The 17,495-nt window shown below is 58.0% G+C and carries 9 protein-coding genes and 1 pseudogene; 6 read left to right on the plus strand and 4 right to left on the minus strand.

Features of this window, described 5'->3' with window-relative positions; translation table 11 throughout:
- Positions 1 to 160 precede the first annotated feature (160 nt).
- Positions 161 to 1,429 (minus strand): hypothetical protein, encoded by a 1,269-nt coding sequence (locus tag BXU06_RS14035; protein WP_077300929.1) that lies wholly within the window; start codon positions 1,427 to 1,429, stop codon positions 161 to 163.
- Positions 1,430 to 1,976: 547 nt separating this feature from the next.
- Here BXU06_RS14035 and BXU06_RS17490 point away from each other — a divergent pair.
- The 3 genes from BXU06_RS17490 (at position 1,977) to BXU06_RS14050 (ending at position 10,035) form a co-directional block, all read left to right on the plus strand.
- On the plus strand, positions 1,977 to 2,246 hold the full coding sequence (locus BXU06_RS17490; protein WP_150125218.1) for a hypothetical protein: 270 nt from the start codon (positions 1,977 to 1,979) through the stop codon (positions 2,244 to 2,246).
- Between the two features lie 853 nt (positions 2,247 to 3,099).
- Positions 3,100 to 3,780, plus strand: a complete 681-nt coding sequence (locus BXU06_RS14045; protein ID WP_077300935.1) for a phage tail protein — start codon at positions 3,100 to 3,102, stop codon at positions 3,778 to 3,780.
- 378 nt (positions 3,781 to 4,158) lie between these two features.
- On the plus strand, positions 4,159 to 10,035 hold the full coding sequence (locus BXU06_RS14050) for a cadherin domain-containing protein (protein WP_171982226.1): 5,877 nt from the start codon (positions 4,159 to 4,161) through the stop codon (positions 10,033 to 10,035).
- A gap of 341 nt (positions 10,036 to 10,376) precedes the next feature.
- Here the strand turns inward: BXU06_RS14050 and BXU06_RS18670 are convergent.
- Positions 10,377 to 10,906, minus strand: a pseudogene (locus BXU06_RS18670) (transposase).
- A 634-nt stretch (positions 10,907 to 11,540) separates the two neighbouring features.
- On the opposite strand from BXU06_RS18670, the gene BXU06_RS14065 reads away from it, so the two are divergent.
- The 3 genes from BXU06_RS14065 (at position 11,541) to BXU06_RS14075 (ending at position 14,845) form a co-directional block, all read left to right on the plus strand.
- Positions 11,541 to 12,695 carry a DUF4157 domain-containing protein gene (locus BXU06_RS14065; protein WP_216352486.1) on the plus strand — a complete coding sequence of 385 codons (1,155 nt, stop codon included), beginning with the start codon at positions 11,541 to 11,543 and terminating at the stop codon, positions 12,693 to 12,695.
- A gap of 894 nt (positions 12,696 to 13,589) precedes the next feature.
- Positions 13,590 to 14,165 (plus strand): helix-turn-helix domain-containing protein, encoded by a 576-nt coding sequence (locus BXU06_RS14070; RefSeq protein WP_077300944.1) that lies wholly within the window; start codon positions 13,590 to 13,592, stop codon positions 14,163 to 14,165.
- 413 nt (positions 14,166 to 14,578) lie between these two features.
- Positions 14,579 to 14,845: a hypothetical protein gene (locus BXU06_RS14075; RefSeq protein ID WP_077300947.1), complete on the plus strand. Its 267-nt coding sequence runs from the start codon at positions 14,579 to 14,581 to the stop codon at positions 14,843 to 14,845.
- Between the two features lie 56 nt (positions 14,846 to 14,901).
- Here BXU06_RS14075 and BXU06_RS14080 read toward each other — a convergent pair whose 3' ends face one another.
- Both BXU06_RS14080 and BXU06_RS14085 read right to left on the minus strand, forming a co-directional pair.
- A complete protein-coding gene (locus BXU06_RS14080) occupies positions 14,902 to 15,303 on the minus strand; it encodes a hypothetical protein (RefSeq protein WP_077300950.1) in 402 nt (133 codons plus the stop codon).
- A gap of 156 nt (positions 15,304 to 15,459) precedes the next feature.
- The gene (locus BXU06_RS14085) at positions 15,460 to 17,490 is read right to left on the minus strand and encodes an NADPH-dependent 2,4-dienoyl-CoA reductase (RefSeq protein WP_077300953.1); all 2,031 of its coding nucleotides are present in this window, start codon (positions 17,488 to 17,490) and stop codon (positions 15,460 to 15,462) included.
- Positions 17,491 to 17,495: the final 5 nt, after the last annotated feature.

Here is a 17,495-nt window from a genome sequence, read left to right on the forward strand (position 1 = left end):
GTTTTTCTGTGCCTTCTTAGGTAGGAGAGCACTGAAAAACCGTTATTCCCGCGAAGATGGTAATCCAGATAAGTCAGTGCATCCTGATGGTCAATGCGGTTGCAGCGCATGCCATAGTCTTGCCGAACTCAGAAAGACTGTGCGGCAAGATCATATGTACTCAGGGCTGCGAGTCTGGTTTAGTGGCAATGGCGCTAATGATATCAGCGGGAATTTTCATCAGAATGCCATATGCAGCAACATGCTGATAATTTACCTGTTTTGACCACTCGACAGGGGTCGCCTGCTGGCCTGTCGCCATTTGTGCCGGTGTTAACAAGGTATCGCCATTTACACACCAGGCAAAACCATCTTCTGGCGTCGCATCCGGGTTGATAATGCCATTGACTGTCGGGGTATTCAGGTGCGTCAGCGGGCCATACATTGCTGCAAAGATATTTGCCTTTGTGCGTGCCATTCCGATCCCAATATTAAGCGCTGCCAAATCAGGATATTCTTGTTGTTCCTGGTAGCGGGCAGCAGCGTACAGTGTAGGTACAGCGTCCAACGTGCTGGGGGCCCAGGCTCTTGGTACCACATCAAACTGATTCCAGACCGTGCTGTTCCATACCTGCCAAGGCGAGGCGTCTGGTGCTTTCTGGGGCGGAAACACCTGAAGATAATGCGCTGCCAGCGCGGCATTACCTGGTGTGGCCCCCGCTGTGGCGTATACCTGAACCTGATCTGCCTGCCAATTGCTTTGCAAGGCATGGGCAGGATCCACCAGCGCCAGCGCCAGCATGGGCGAAAGTGCGCCACCCAGCGAATGGCCGGTGAGGGTCAGCGTATGGCCACTGGCATCAACTCCCTGCAAGAATGCCACCAGGCTCTGGCCGTTGCTCTGTAGCTTGCTGAGCAGTACGCTGACGCCGGTAAATGTGCAGTTGTCTACCGTGGCGGTGTTTTTATGGCCTTTTTGGGGGAGATCGTCATGTCCAGACTTCCAGCACGCCAGCGTCGATGTCCAGTCGTAGCCAGGGGAAAGAAGGGCATCTTCGTTTAGCCAATCAAACGCAGAAGCCGGGTTGGTGCCGGCAATTGCGACAATATAGCGCTTTTTGCTGGGGCTATGCATCACCACCATGGCATTGCTTGCATAAAAAGATGAGCGACGTGCCGTTTTGTTTTTTGGCTCAGCCACATAGATGGCAGGTCCCCAGGCAATTTGCCAGTCACTGCCGATTGCCTGTTGTAACAAGGTGTTTTCCAGTACGACATTGATATCTGCTGCCAGCTTCTGCGAGAGATCCTGTTCAGCAGCCTTGCATGCAGCTTCAGGCGTGAGGGTGGAATCTGATGGATGATACGCAACAGATGAAGCACGATTTGACAAAACAGACCAAAAAAATGTGGTTTGCCAAGCATCAAGGGTACGGAGAGATGTGTTCATGATTGCGCCTGATAACAAATAAAAATAAAGTGGGGGTCTGCGCTATCCTGCAAACTGCTGTAAGATTAGCTGTAAGTAAAATAACATATCCAAAGAATACAATCGATGACATAAGATTGCATGACATTACATGGCATTACGTCACGAGCGCATTCACAAAGAAATTTGCTGGGGGCAAAAATTTGCCTGCATCTCCGGCAGTTAAGGAAACACTGAAAAAATCGTCATTCCCGCGAAGGCGGGAATCCAGGGTTTTGATTTTGCTGGGTTTTGCTTTTGGCAAAAACGGTTTTTCTGAATAAATCAGCGCGTCCCAAAGCGTTCAACGTGATGACGCCAGTGCTGCTGTTGATGCTGGTTGAATCCGTCGGGGCCGCTGCTGAGGGTGTCGCGGTGTGTGGTGGGCAAAAAGGGCTGTGCCATCCCCGGCAACCACGCGCAAGCCATGCCAGTCCGGAGCGGGATTGAGGTCATCCAGCACCGCCTGGTTAAGTTCGACAAAGACTTGCCAGCGCAACTTCTTGCGTGCCATGCGGAAAGCGTCGTCATGAGCGCCACGACCCAGGGGCAGGGAACGCCGGGAAAAGAACTGATCACGCTCGGCTTGCAGCGAGCGCATCAGATTGACGAGCAAGGCACCAACGACGCGCTCAAAGGTGAAAATGGTGCGGCGGGTAAAGTCGCGAGCGGCCTGGCGGTGTCGGGCGATGTAATCCACAGAAGTGATGAATCTGTGGATTTTATAGGTCGAACTGGAATATGGAGCGGCGGGTTTTTGGGTTATTTTTACATATATATCAATGGTTTAGTCGAATGATTGCACCACGGATTTTGGTTTGCGGCTCATGATGTATCGCTAATTTCGCGGCAGTGGGAAGCACTGCAACTCATCGGTTCTTATGTGGTGCCGGTGGTGGCACCGTACACTTGATAGCAATGTCCCATCCTGGGTGTGCTCGTCTGGTGTTGTGGTCACCCAGCGTATTCCTAGCTTTTACACTTTGCCTCCTTCGAACTATCCTGTTCGACCTAGATCAAGCGACTGTCGCCGCCTTGCTGTGGCTGTCCGTTTTGCTTTTTATCGTATGTTATATCTTATTCAAGTATTGATTTCTTTTTGTCATTTTAACTGCAAGTGTGTTAACACAGCCAAGCCAGAAAGAGTGTTGACGTAAGATCTTGATCTTAAAGAACTAAAATGTACGTGCTTTCTAGGTTTGTTTTGCAAAAACACCTTTATAACCAAAACTGATATAATAAATAACTAAGAATTTACTATGCATTGTCCAGTGGATCAATTAGCCAAGTGAGTCAATGGCCAAGTGAGTCAAAAACCAGAAATCGTAGTTCTACGTATTTTTTTCTGCAGCGCAAGCGCGCAGAATATAATAAGGCATGTCATGGCTTGTTATCGATTCCGCTTTATAGCCAGCTCTATACTGGATACGGAGTTCTCCATCACGCCGGATGCTGGACGAAAGCCTGATGTCTCTCATGCGGCCAAAGTGAAACCAGAAAGGCTTCACCTTGGCCGATGCAGAGCGTCTCGCCTAGTGATGCGAAAAAACTTCAGTGCGGCGCGTCTGTGTGCTGATCGGCCTGGTGTCATGCCAGCAGGCCAGCATCAAAAGCAATTCATTTCAATATGATCAAATAAGAAGGAGTAAGACATGGATCCGATTTTGGGGCAAATCATCCTGTGGCCGTTGAACTGGGTGCCGGATGGCTGGGCGGCCTGTGAAGGCCAGGAGTTGTCGATTCAGCAAAACGCCGCGCTGTACTCCCTGCTGGGTGTCACCTACGGCGGCAACGGTTCCACCACCTTCAAGCTGCCAGATCTGCGCAGTCGTGTGTCGCTGGGAGCACAGATTCCCTCCCAGGTGGGCACGGTATCCGGCGCTACCACCTCGTCGATGGTGGCCACCGGCACCGGCACCATCACCCTGCAACCCTCCCAGGTGCCGCTGCCTGCACACACCCACCCTGCCAGCTTCACCAGCACCACGGGTACCAGCACCTCGGTCAGCGTGGCGATTCCGGTGGATGCGGTCAATGGCGCAGAGAGCAATGCTCCCAGCACTTCGACTGTGCTTGGCAAGGTGATGTCCGGCACGACCGCCGCGCGCGCTTACACCACCAATAACGCCAGCACCACACTCAAACCATTTAACGCCAGCGCCAACCTGCCGACCGTGACTGGCACAGTGGCTGTGGGTAGCACCTCTGCATCTCCACAACAGTCTGTGCCGCTGGCGGTAGCCGTGCCGGTGGCCATGAGCACCGCGCAACCGTCGCTGACCCTGCGCTATATCATCGCCACGGTGGGCACCTACCCGATGCGCCCGTCGTAATTGCTTCTGAATGTGTTGGGTGCATCGGCACCCAACACATGTACTGACGAGTGGCAAATAGCCCCACTACATCATGTGCGTGGTCACTCATGCGTCGCATGAGCCAGCGCCAGTGCCATCCTGGCATCACATGAATATCATGTCTGATGTGGCGCTTGCCGCTTCAAACAACTTCATTGTCTAAATATCACTGGATATTTGGCAACACCCTCATTGCCTATACAATAGCGCTTTCGTGCAGGCATTGTGCTGGCCCCTTCGCGCTGACTGACTAAAATCTGCCAGCCCAATTTTCATGCGCAATCAATGTGTGCTCATGCTGAAATTCATGAGTATCATCCTGTTTTAACTGGTTTTTCTGGCTGTTTGGAGAGGGTTATGGACGCCGTGTACACTGATCAAGTTTTACCGCGTGTGGCGCAACCGGTCGCGCGTGAAGTTGTCTTCATCGAAGACAATCTGACCGACTGGAATATCCTGTCTGCCCGCCTGGCAGCCAGTGCCGAGGTAGTGGTGCTGGACAGCTCAGGCGATGGTCTGGCGCAGATGGCCACCTATCTTGCCTCCCGCCAGCCCGGCTCACTGGACGCCATTCATGTGCTGTCCCACGGTGCGACCGGACAGCTTAATCTGGGCAACACCTCACTGACTCAGGACACACTCGGACAATACACCTCCGCGTTCAACACCATAGGCCAGGCGCTTAGCGAGCAAGGCGACTTGCTGCTGTATGGTTGCGATGTCGGCGCGAGTGAAGCGGGCCAGGCGTTGGTGCAAAGCATTGCCGCCATGACCCATGCTGACGTAGCCGCCTCCGATAACCTTACTGGCGCGGCGATGCTGGGCGGAGACTGGGCGCTGGAAACCCATGCTGGCGTGATCAATGCCGCTAGCCTGGCGGTGGATAACTATGCTGGCACACTGGCGGTGGTGTCATTTACTGGCGACGCTGGCAATACCAACGCACCCAATGCAACAGTGGCCACGGGCACACCGAAGTCATCCGTCGCCATCACCAACACCGCCACCAGCGATACGCTAGATGTTGCGATCAGTGGTGGAACTGGCGTTTATCAAGACACCACGACAGTGTTCACCGGTTTTGGCATGACCATGCCCACAGGCAGCAGCGGCATGGTGGTGGTTACGGCGGACAACACCGACATCAACAGCATCACCCTGACTGTGCAGGGCGGCAAGGTGTTTGATTTTGTGTCCATGCTGATGATGGAGGCGGGGGCCCTGAGTGAAGGCATGACCTTCACGCCCAATGGCAATGCCGCCAACAAAGTCACGTATAACTTTACTGGGGCAGACACGCAAACCGTCGATTTGAGCGCCAATACAAATTTTGACAATCTGACCTTATTGACCATTTCCAGCAATGATGGCGCATTCCAAGTTAACTTTGACGACATCCAACTGGAAAACATCGGCGGTGCCAACGTTGCCCCAGTTTTCTCCAGCGGGGCCACCGGCTCAGTCAACGAAAACGCCAGCACCTCCACCGTGGTCTACACGGCGCTGGCCGTTGATGCCGACAGCGATAGCCTTTCCTATGCACTGTCCGGCACCGACGCCGGGTCTTTTTCCATTAATGCCACCACTGGCGTGGTGCGATTGACCACTGCCGCCAACTACGAAGTCAAGAACAGCTACAGCATTGATGTACTGGCTAAGGATGCTACCCACACCACCACCAAGGCGGTGACCATCAGCGTCACCAATGTCAACGAAGCTCCCGTCCTGACCGCGCCCGCCTCGCAAAGCATCAACCAGGACACCGCCACGGCGCTCACTGGCATCAGCGTGGCCGATCCAGACTCAGGCGCCAATCCGATCACAGTGACCCTGTCGGCAGCAGCGGGCACGTTTGCCGCTACCACCGGTAGCGGTGTAACCGTAGGAGGCAGCGGCACCGGCTCGGTGACACTGAGCGGCACACAAACCAATATCAACTCTTTTATTGCCGCCAGCAAGGTGACCTACACCACGGCGGCAGGTGCCACTGGCACCGTCACGCTCAGTATCGGCAGCAATGACGGCGGTAACTCGGGCTCAGGCAGCACACAAACCGACAGCAAAACCGAAACACTGAATATTGCCGTCGCCAACACCGCACCCACCATCACCAGCGGGGCCACCGGCAGCGTCGCCGAAAACGCCGCCACCAGCACGGTGGTCTACACCGCCGCCGCCACCGATGCGGAAAGTGACACCCTCACCTACTCGCTGACCGGCACCGATGCCGCGTCGTTCTCGATTGACGCCACCACCGGTCAGGTCAAGCTGCTCACCCCGGCAGACTTTGAAGTCAAGAGCAGCTACAGCGTCACCGTCAACGCCAAGGATGCGACCAACACCACCACCAAGGCGGTGACCATCAGCGTTACCGATGTGAACGAAGCACCCAGCATCACCAGCGGGGCCACTGGCAGCGTGGCGGAAAACGCCGCCACCAGCACCGTGGTCTACACCGCCACCGCCACCGACCCGGAAAGCGACACCCTCAGCTATTCGCTCACCGGCACCGATGCCGCGTCGTTTACCATCAACACGGCAGGTGCCGTGAAACTGGTCACCCCCGCCGACTTTGAAACCAAGGCCAGCTACAGCATCAACGTGATTGCCTCTGACGCCGCCAGCAACACCGTCAGCAAAACGGTGACCATCAATGCCACCAACGTCAACGAAGCGCCTACCGCCGCCAACTTCACCAGTGCCGGACTGGATGCTTCCACCGCCATTACCGGTGCTTCGGTAGGCACGCTGGCCGCCGTGGACCCGGATGCCGGCGACACCCACACCTTTACCCTGGTGGCGGGCAATGGCACCAATGATGCTGACAACAGCAAATTTACCGTCACCGGTAATACGCTGAAAGTGGGCGGCACCGCACTGACCGCCGGCACCTACCAGGTGATGACCCGCGCCACTGACGCCGGAAGCCTGACCGTCGATCAAGCGCAGACCATCACGATTAGCGCGCTTAATGCTGCGCCTACCATCACCAGTGGGGCCAGCGGCAGCGTGGCGGAAAACGCCGCCACCAGCACCGTGGTCTACACCTCCGCCGCCACCGACACCGACAGCGATACCCTTACCTATTCGCTCACTGGCACCGATGCTGCATCGTTCTCGATCAACGCCACCACTGGCCAGGTGCGCCTGCTCACCCCGGCAGACTATGAAACCAAGTCCAGCTACAGCATCACCGTCAACGCCAAGGATGCGACTCATACCACCACCAAGGTGGTGACCATTAATGTCACCGATGTGGACGAAGCGCCCAGTTTCACCAGCGGTGCCACCGGTACCGTAGCCGAAAATGCCGCTACCGGTGCCACCGTCTACACTGCTGCCGCCGCTGATCCGGAAACCGGCACCGTCACTTATTCGCTGTCGGGCACCGACGCCAGCGCTTTCAGCATTGGCAGCAGCTCTGGCGTGGTCACCCTCAACGGCTCGGCGGACTACGAAACCAAATCCAGCTACAGCATCAACGTGATTGCCTCTGACGCCGCCAGCAACACCGTCAGCAAAACGGTGACCATCAATGCCACCAACGTCAACGAAGCGCCCACCGCCGCCAACTTCACCAGCGCCGGGCTGGATAACACTACCGCCATCACCGGTGCTTCGGTCGGCACGCTGGCCGCCGTGGACCCGGACGCGGGCGACACCCACACCTTTACCCTGGTGACGGGCAATGGCACCAATGATGCCCACAACAGCAAGTTCACTATTACCGGCAATACCCTTAAAGTGGGCGGAACTGCTCTGACCGGTGGCACCTACCATGTACTGACCCGTGCCACCGATGCTGGTGGCCTGACCGTTGATCAAGCGCAGACGATCACGATTAGCGCTGCACCAGTCATCACCTCTGGTGCCAGCGGTAGCGTGGCCGAAAACGCGGCTTCCAGCACCGTGGTGTACACCGCCACAGCGACTGACGCCGACAGCGACACCCTGACCTATGCGCTGACCGGCACTGACGCTGCGTCGTTCTCGATTGATGCCACCACCGGCCAGGTCAAGCTGCTCACCCCGGCAGACTTTGAAGTCAAGAGCAGCTACAGCATCACCGTCAACGCCAAGGATGCGACCAACACCACCACCAAGGCGGTGACCATCAATGTCACCGATGTGAACGAAGCACCCAGCATCACCAGCGGGGCCACTGGCAGCGTGGCGGAAAACGCCGCCACCAGCACTGTGGTCTACACCGCTACTGCCACCGACCCGGAAAGCGACACCCTCAGCTATTCGCTGACCGGCACCGATGCTGCGTCGTTTACCATCAACACGGCAGGTGCCGTGAAACTGGTCACCCCCGCCGACTTTGAAACCAAGGCCAGCTACAGCGTGACCGTGAACGCGATGGACGCGACCCACACCACCACCAAGGCGGTGACCATCAATGCCACTAACGTCAACGAAACGCCCACCGCCGCCAACTTCACCAGTGCCGGGCTGACCAGCAGCACCGCCGTCACCGGTGCTTCGGTAGGCACGCTGGCCGCCGTGGATCCGGACGCTGGCGACACCCACACTTTTACACTGGTGGCGGGCAATGGCACCAATGATGCCGACAACAGCAAGTTCACGATGGTGGGTAACACACTCAAAGTAGGCGGCACGGCACTGACCACCGGCACTTACCAGGTAATGACCCGCGCCACTGACGCCGGCGGCCTGACCGTCGATCAAGTGCAGACCATCACGATTAGCGCTGCCGGTGGCGGAGGCGGAGGCGGAGGCGGAGGCGGAGGCGGCGGCGATCCGACCCCGCCGGACCCGACACCTCCCACCACCCCAACCACACCGACGGTGCCGACCACGCCAACGGAACCGACGACGCCCACGGTGCCGACCACGCCCACGACGCCGACGGAACCCACCACACCGACCACGCCTACCGTGCCGGTGGACCCAACGCCAACCACGCCGACTGTGCCGACACCGCCAGTCACGCCGACCATTCCATTGGTCGATGGCGTGGCCGTGACCTACAGCACCAGCGCGCGCCCGGACGGCAGCACCGTCAACGCCCTGAACATTCCGGTGGTCTCGACCGACCGTCAGGAGCAGGACGGCAGCAGCCCGCGCGCGGATATCCCGCTGGCCGGCACCAGTGGCAATCCGCTGGTCAAAGCTGAAGTGCCTGCCGGCATTGGCATGACCGTGGAAGGCCTGTCCGACAGCCCGTCAAGCCGGCTTGACCTGATTTCGGCCATCAAGAGCCGCACCATGGACAAACCGGTTGATCAGCGGGAAATGGTCGATCTGGGTCAGTTCTTCCTTAACACCCTGCCCGACGCCGCCAATCTGTGGGTGCGCACGGTGATTATCAGCCAGGCCTCCAACAGCGACGCCAGCGGCAAGCTTACCTTCCGTGGTGTCAGCGACAGCAGCAACCCCAGTGCCCTGGTGCTCGATTTCACCAGCCTGCCGAAAAACAGCACCGTCGCGCTGGAAAACGTCCAGTTTGGTGCCATCGTCGGTGAAGTCTCGGTCACCACCGGCGACGGCAATCAATTGCTGGCCGCCGACAGCAAAGCACAAACCCTCGACCTGGGGGCCGGCAACGACACCGTCTACGCCGGATCGGGCAACGATATCCTGAACAACAGCCAGGGTAATGACAAGCTGTTTGGCCAGGGTGGCAATGATGTGTTCAACGCCGAAAACGGCCAGAACATCCTGCACGGCGGCACCGACTCCGACACCGCCAAATTCACCGGCAAGGCCGACGACTACACCGTGGAAAAACACCATGGTTTCGTCAAGGTGATCAACAAAGCCGACCCAAGCAAGAGCACGCTGGTGGTGAACAGCGAAATCCTGCAGTTTGGCGATGCCAGCGTGGCGGTGGAAAGCGCACCGGCGCTGAATGCGCTGGCCGGGATGTACCAGAAGGTTCTGGGTCGTCAGGCGGATATTTATGGTTTTGATTACTTTGGTGAGCTGCAGGCCAAGGGCTACAGTATGGGCAGCATGGCGCTGAACATGATGAAAACCCCTGAAGGCCAGGCGCGCGGCTGGGCGCTGACCGGCGACCCGGTGAACGACGTGGAAATGCTCTATCAGGGGCTGCTGGGCCGGGCGTCGGACGCGGGTGGCAAGGCGGCGTGGGTGCAGTTGCTGAAGTCGGGCTTTATGTCGCTGGATCAGGTGGCGACGGCATTTATTGAGTCGCCGGAGATGAAAAACCATTATGTCGGGCCAACCGGCTGGGATTTCTTTATTTAAGCTGGCCGCTGGATGCTTGATGCCTGAGGAGGTTTCCTCCTCAGACCAAAAAAACAAGCCCACGCTGCCCACACAGCATGGGCTTGTTTTTTTGGCTTACACACTTTTCCAAACGACTTAGGGACGCGCTGATTTATTCAGAAAAATCGTGTTTGCCAAAATCAAAACCTAGCAAAATCAACACCCTGGATTCCCGCCTTCGCGGGAATGACGATTTTTTCAGCGTATCCTTAGTAGCCCATCACAAAAAAATCTACCATGGCTTATGATATAGCCGTTTCTAATTTATCGGAATATGGCTCGTTGCTACAAGCAACGCGCATGGCCTCCGAACTCGGACATCATATGGATTCGAACCCAAGTACCCGAACTCGTTCTTCGTCCGACCATGCTGTGGCCTTGCACTTCATGCGCAAGCTCATCTTGCCGTTTTTCCCCATCGGGACCGGCCGCACCAGATTCAGCACCATCTTTTTCAATAACGACAGGTTCTGCGGCGCGTAATGCTTGCGCACCGTACTGGCATCCTCGCCAAATCCCACATCCAGCACCCAGTGCAGCCGGTTTTCGATGCCCCCGTACCGCACTCCCCAGCGCCTCACCATCCAGAGCCACGGAATGCATGCTCGAACTGCTTTGGATCGAGTATCCGGAATACGCGGATGAAGGTGTCTTCCGAGGGGATGCCATTCGCCAGTTTGAGGAAACCTCGCAGCCAGTCCTGCTTGTAACGTGCCCACGCCACCATTTCTTCGAAGGTATCGTTGTCCGACAGCATCGCGCAGATGGCCACCACCAGGAGTTCACGGAAATCATGACGCGTTCCGTTACTGGGGCTGCGTGGATCATCAATATGTTCAAGGGCTTGCATCAGGCTGACTCCGGCGGTGCTCACGTTGGGCTTGGGCAAAGCCTGATGGTGAACAACATGTTCTCAGCCGGTGCAAACCTCAGTTCATGGCGCTTGTCAGCTATGCTTTCCGAGTTCGGAGGCCCTGTCTTTCGCCCGTTCAGGCGCTGAAAGAATGGCAGAAGAAAAAACCTGAATTGTTCAAGAAGCGTGTTTATAACCAGGCGGGACTTGACAGGCCACAAGCTGCGCTGCGTCGTCTGCCTGAATTTTTGCTGGGCGTCCCATTTTGGCCATGTGACTTGGTCCTCCGTTGTTAGCGTGAAACACCCCGATCTTTGGGCGCAAAAAAGCATCGCGAACAATCAAGATGCGATGCGAGCAGCAAAGAGCAGAGACAGCCAACTCATTTACCTTGGCCAAGCACCATCCCTGGTGCCTCTAACCGTGGTCGGCGAGAAAGCTGTTCTGATGTTTCATCTTATGGGGTGGCGCGCAACCGCGCAATGGCCGTTAGGGTCAAGTTTACATGTGTTTGTAAACACCCTCTAAGGGCCTTCGTATGCGTTGCCGTATGCCAAGTGCGCAGCGTATGCTGTGCAAAGCGTGGCTGTACTTGCAGCTGCATGGTTATATGACCCATAGGCGAACTGCAATGAAAGCTGAACTTCTCACTCGTGTGCCACCGCGTGCGCAACGCAAAGCCATCACCCCTTCCCGGCATGCTGTCGCGCAAGATGCGGCGCTGACCACCTTGCAGCCACTGGCCAAAGCCGCCGGGCAATCCTCGCAGGCGGCACAGCTGCAAAAAATGCAACACATTGCGGATCAGTATGTGGGCGCGCAAGATGCGGCGCTGGCCACCTTGCAGCCACTGGCCAAATCCGCCCGGCAATCCTCGCAGGCGGCACAGCTGCAAAAAATGCAACATATTGCGGATCAGTATGTGGGCGCGCTCCCTACGCTTCAGCGCAATCAGACGGGTTTGCCTGATGGATTGAAAGCCGGAGTAGAAAACTTGTCCGGCATGTCGCTGGACAAGGTGCGCGTGCATTACAACTCCAGCAAGCCTGCCCAATTGAATGCACATGCTTACGCCCAAGGCACCGATATCCACGTGGCGCCAGGGCAGCAAAAACATCTGGCGCATGAGGCCTGGCATGTGGTGCAGCAAGCACAGGGCCGGGTTCGGCCCACCACGCAACTGAAAAATGGCGCGTCGATCAATGATGACCCCGCGCTGGAGCGCGAGGCCGACAGCATGGGCAGCAAGGCCATGCAAATGAAAACCGTGACGCCAGCGCAACAGCTGTCGCAACCCAGCTTGCGCGCGCACACCTTGACGCAGCAGCTTGCCAAATCGCAGCTTGCCAAATACGGTGATTCAGCCAAGCTGGCCCGCGAACGCTACAAGTCAAAAAACAAAAAATCCAAACACACTTTTGCGCGCTGGAAAAAAGGCCGGGAAGCCCAGCATCTGATTCCGGCGCAAGTCTGCAAGGAGTTTGGCATTCCGACCGCCTGGGCCAACTCTGCTGTTAACGGCATGATGATGCCGTCAGGCCGCACGAGCACCAATCATCAGCGACTGACGTCGCTGGACAAGGGCAAGCGCTTTCATATCAAAGGCGGCGGCGCTCACCCCAACTACAATAAAGCCATATTCGCCATGGCGATCAAAGCACCGTTCAAATGGAAAAAAGGTGCGGTCAGTCGCCCGAAATTTGAAGCCCTGGCCAATCATTTGCGCACCTTGAACCGGCCACGACGCTCAGGCTCGGCGCGAGATTACGTGGACGACATTCGCTAAGAGGGTGTTTACAAAACCTAGGTAGTCAAGCGGCGGAGCAACAAGCGCACCCCAGCCAGCCATACCCATGTCTCGGAAACCTGCGGCAGTCGATCGTGATGCATGATCAGACGACGCGCCCGCTTGTGTACTGGTGAAGTTTTTTCGAACATCCCGATAGGGCGTCAACCGCTCAAGCCTGCACGGGTGCAGGTTTAAGTCGGTGTTGTCTTTCAAACTCTGCCGGGCTTATGTTGCCCATCACTGAGTTCAGGGGTTTCTGGTTGAAAACGTCAGCAGGTAGTCCGCCACATCCCGGCGGGCTTCCTCATGGTTGGCGTAATCTTTACGCCATACCCGCTCCATCTTCAGATTTGGGCAGCATCATCGATAAGCGCAGGCGAACAAGGCGGAGGCTCTATTAGGATTTCGTGGTGTTGTTTGGCGATGCGCAATTCAGCTTCAAGTTGCCGAATGCGTTGCTGGTCTGGGGTCAGTGGTTTGCCAATGCCGGCTGGCCACTGAGTTCAGCGCGGTATTGGCCCGCCTAGCGCCGGACAGCGGTTTCGCCCCGTCCAGGTTCGCGGCAGCGCTGTGCGATGTTGTGTTGTTGGTCGACGATTTTTGGCGACTTCGAGTTTGAACTCGGGGGTAAAGTGGCGACGGGTTTGTGGCATGTTCGATGTCCTTTGAGTGGTGGGAGTGTTCCACCTATCGACTTGTTCGAAAAGATTAGACCACGACAGTTTCCTCCTCAGGGTGATTGGCTGACCCAAGCGGTGTGTGCCGCTTGGGTCGTGTTTTATCCGGAAGAGCATTCACTCCGCACTGCCGCATGCATCAGCTGGCTTGCCGAAGCCGTCGGTCAGGTAGACAATCCGGCCTTCCTGCTCCGGCATATACAAGCGGTTTATCATGGCCAAACCTTCTCTCCCCGTGATCCACAATATTGCCGCCAATCTGCGTCGGGTGCGCCAGTTGCGCGGCCTGACCCAGGACGCGCTGGCCCAGTTAGCGGGCGTGAGTCGGCGCATGCTGGTCAATATTGAGGCACACGAAAGCAATGTCAGCTTTGCCACCCTGGACCGGCTGGCCAATGCACTGGATTTGTCCTTTGCCGAACTGGTGCGCCCACCCAGTGCGCCAGATGCCGAGCGCTCGCTGTCGCGTCCCTTGCGCGTGTGGCAGGACGAGCATTCCGACAGCCATGGCACCTTGCTGGAAAGCGTGAAATTTGGCGGCCACAGTGTGGAGTTGTGGCACTGGCAGCTGGCTCCTGGCGTGGTGTACGACGCCGAACCCGATCCGGCGGGCAGCTACGAAATGCTGTATGTGATGAGCGGAGAGCTGGTGCTGACCCTGAACGGTGAAATGCGCCCGTTGGTCACCGGCACGTCTATCTGTTTCGCGTCTGACCAGCCGTATCGCTACCATAATCCTGGCCCGTTCTTGCTGCGGTTCAGCAAAAATGTGCTGCTGTCGATGGATTAGGCCAGGCGCTGCGGCAAGTGGTATGTATCCTGCTTGCCAATGTCTGCGCTGCTCAGGTCATCTGTTTGCGATCTCGGTTTGTTATGCTCACAACCGGTTCTGTGTTGCCGCAAGCAGCATTCATGCAACATTGCCATTAAAAAAACCGATGCCAGGTCGATAAATGGCCAATGCTTGATTCAGGACAAGATTGCTCAGGCGGGTTTTTACAATCCTGATGCACATTGCGAAATCAGGCAGGGATTTCCTACAGGTATGCGCAGTTTGTTGCGTGTACTGTGCTTTGCGATGCACTGCTGGCCCGCACCTGCCGCCGGACCAGATGGAACCAGGATGGACGCCAAGGAGGCCGCCCGGCATACCGGGCTTCCCTGGCGGGACCCTACCCCCAACACAGACACGAGGATAGCCCCATGTCGACGTATGCCGTGATCTTGCCTACCGAGAAAATCAAACTGTTTGCCGAGCAGCTGCCGACGGAGTACTCCGCGTCAGCCGTGTACATCAATGGAATTTTCTTTTTGATGTCGAACAAATCCGCGTTCACCCTGTGCAAGGAATTCCAGACCACGCTCAACTCGGATTCCATCATGGTGATTGGCGTGGCGCGCAACAGCGCCATGCTGGGCATCCCGCACGAAAAAAACACCAGCCTGCAAAAGCTGGTGGCGCTGGCCTGAGCCTCACCCTGGCGAGAGTCAGTCAGGCAGAAGGCGGCAGAGGGAAGGCGCGGCGCTCAGTCTTCGTCACTGGCACGGGCGCGACGGCCCACGGTATTCACCAGCACATAGGCAATCATCGCGCCGATGAAAAACAGCAGCAGCATCCAGGCGATGCTTTGCAGGCTGTCAATCAGCGAGCGATATAACTCCAGTGTCCAGCGTTCCAGTGACAGCTCGGGCGCGGTGGCCCCTGGCCGGTTGGGGGTCAGGTATTTTTCCAGCTCCAGCGGGCGCACGCCGCCAGAAACCCCCACCACCACAATGGCAAAACGCAGATAGCGCTGCCAGGCGCTGGCGAGTTCTTCCCCAAGAATATTCAGCATGATGCGCAGCAGGGCCGCATCAAAAAAGCGCACAGTCAGCAAGGCTGCGCCCAGCGCCACCAGAGTGGTGGTGATCAGTAACAGTAAAAACATGCGGATTCCTGCGTTCGGTCTGGTGAATGCCCAGCACCTTAGGCAATGGCTGGGGCGGCGTCAACCAGGAAACCGGATTTGCATGATCTCGCCCCCATGCCCCCTGCACCGGGTGCCAGACGGCGGGTGCCGCCAGACGGCCCTGTCCCCTGCCGGTTACAAACTGGCTGCCAGCCGGGTACCCTGCAAGATGGCGCGTTTGGCGTCCAGCTCGGTTGCCACATCCGCGCCGCCAATCAGATGCGGCGGCTGGCCTTGTGCCTGCAAGGCAGTCACCAGTTCGCGCTGCGGCTCCTGCCCGGCGCACACCACCACTTGATCGACCGGCAACACACTGACCTGGCCCTGCACTTCAATATGCAGGCCCGCGTCGTCGATGCGCAGGTAGTTCACCCCGGCCAGCATCTTCACCCGACGGCTTTTCAGCGTGGCGCGGTGAATCCAGCCGGTGGTCTTGCCCAGGCCATCGCCCGGCTTGCTGGTCTTGCGTTGCAGCAGAATAATCTCGCGCGCCACCTCGGGTGCTTCGCCGCCGCCCACCGCCAGGCCACCGCGCTGGCTCAGGCTCATGTCCACCCCCCATTCACGCATGAACGCTTGCGTGGTTTCCTGGCCGCTGGTGCTGGCATGGGCGGGATGGCTCAGATATTCCGCCGTGTCAAAGCCAATGCCACCCGCGCCAATAATCGCCACCCGCTGGCCCACCGGCTTTTTGTGCTTGAGCACGTCCAGATAGGTGAGCACCTTGGGATGGTCGATACCGGGGATGGCCGGCAGGCGCGGCACAATGCCGGTGGCCAGCACCACTTCATCAAAGCCGGCCAGATCAGCCGCGCTGACACGATGGTTCAGCTTGACCGTCACCCCGGTCAGTTCCAGCTGGCGGGCAAAATAGCGCAGGGTTTCCTGAAACTCATCCTTGCCGGGAATCTGCCTGGCCACATTAAACTGGCCGCCAATCTCGCTGGCGGCGTCAAACAGCGTCACCACATGGCCGCGCCGGGCCGCGCTGGTGGCGCAGGCCAGGCCAGCCGGGCCGGCCCCCACCACCGCCACCCGCTTGGGCTGGAGGGTTGGAGTCAGCACCAGTTCGGTTTCGTGGCAGGCACGCGGATTGACCAGACAACTGGCCAGCTTGCCGGCAAAAATATGGTCCAGACAGGCCTGATTACAGCCAATACAGGTATTGATCTCGTCGGCGCGCTGCTCTGCCGCCTTGGCAACAAACTCCGGGTCGGCCAGGAAAGGCCGCGCCATCGACACCATGTCGGCGCAGCCGTCGGCCAGTACCTGTTCGGCCACCTCGGGCGTATTGATGCGGTTGGTGGTGATCAGCGGAATGCCCACCTTGCCCATCAGTTTTTGCGTTACCCAGGCAAAGCCGGCGCGCGGCACCAGGGTGGCAATGGTGGGGATGCGCGCCTCGTGCCAGCCAATGCCGGTATTGATCAGGTTGGCCCCGGCGGCCTCGACGGCCTGCGCCAGCTGGACGATTTCGTCAAAGCTGCTGCCTTCTTCTACCAGGTCCAGCATCGACAGCCGGTAAATAATGATGAACTCCGGCCCCACCGCAGCGCGCACCGCCTTGAGGATTTCCAGGGCAAAGCGGATGCGGTTGGCGTAGCTGCCGCCCCATTCGTCGTCGCGCTGGTTGGTGCGCGCAGCAATGAACTGGTTGATCAGATACCCTTCCGAGCCCATCACCTCGACGCCGTCGTAGCCGGCCTGCTGGGCCAGGGTGGCGCAGCGGGCAAAGTCGGCGATGGTCTGCCACACTTGTTCGCTGCTCAGCGCCACCGGGCGGAACGGGTTGATCGGCGCTTGCAGCGCCGACGGTGCCACCGGGTTGGGCTGGTAGGAATAGCGCCCGGTGTGCAGGATTTGCAGGGCAATCTTGCCGCCAGCAGCGTGCACGGCGTCGGTCACCACCCGGTGCTGTTCGGCTTCGTGTGCGTTGACCAGCATGGCGCTATTGGCCATCACCCGCCCGGCCTCGTTGGGGGCCACCCCGCCCGTCACCATCAGCGCCACTCCGCCACGCGCCCGCTCGGCATAAAACGCCGCCATGCGGGCAAAGCCATTGGGCGCTTCTTCCAGCCCGGTGTGCATCGAGCCCATCAGGCAGCGGTTTTTCAGCGTGGTGAAGCCCAGATCAAGCGGGGCAAGCAGGTGAGGGTAAGCGGACATGCGGG

This window comes from Aquaspirillum sp. LM1 (assembly GCF_002002905.1).
Lineage (GTDB): Bacteria > Pseudomonadota > Gammaproteobacteria > Burkholderiales > Aquaspirillaceae > Rivihabitans.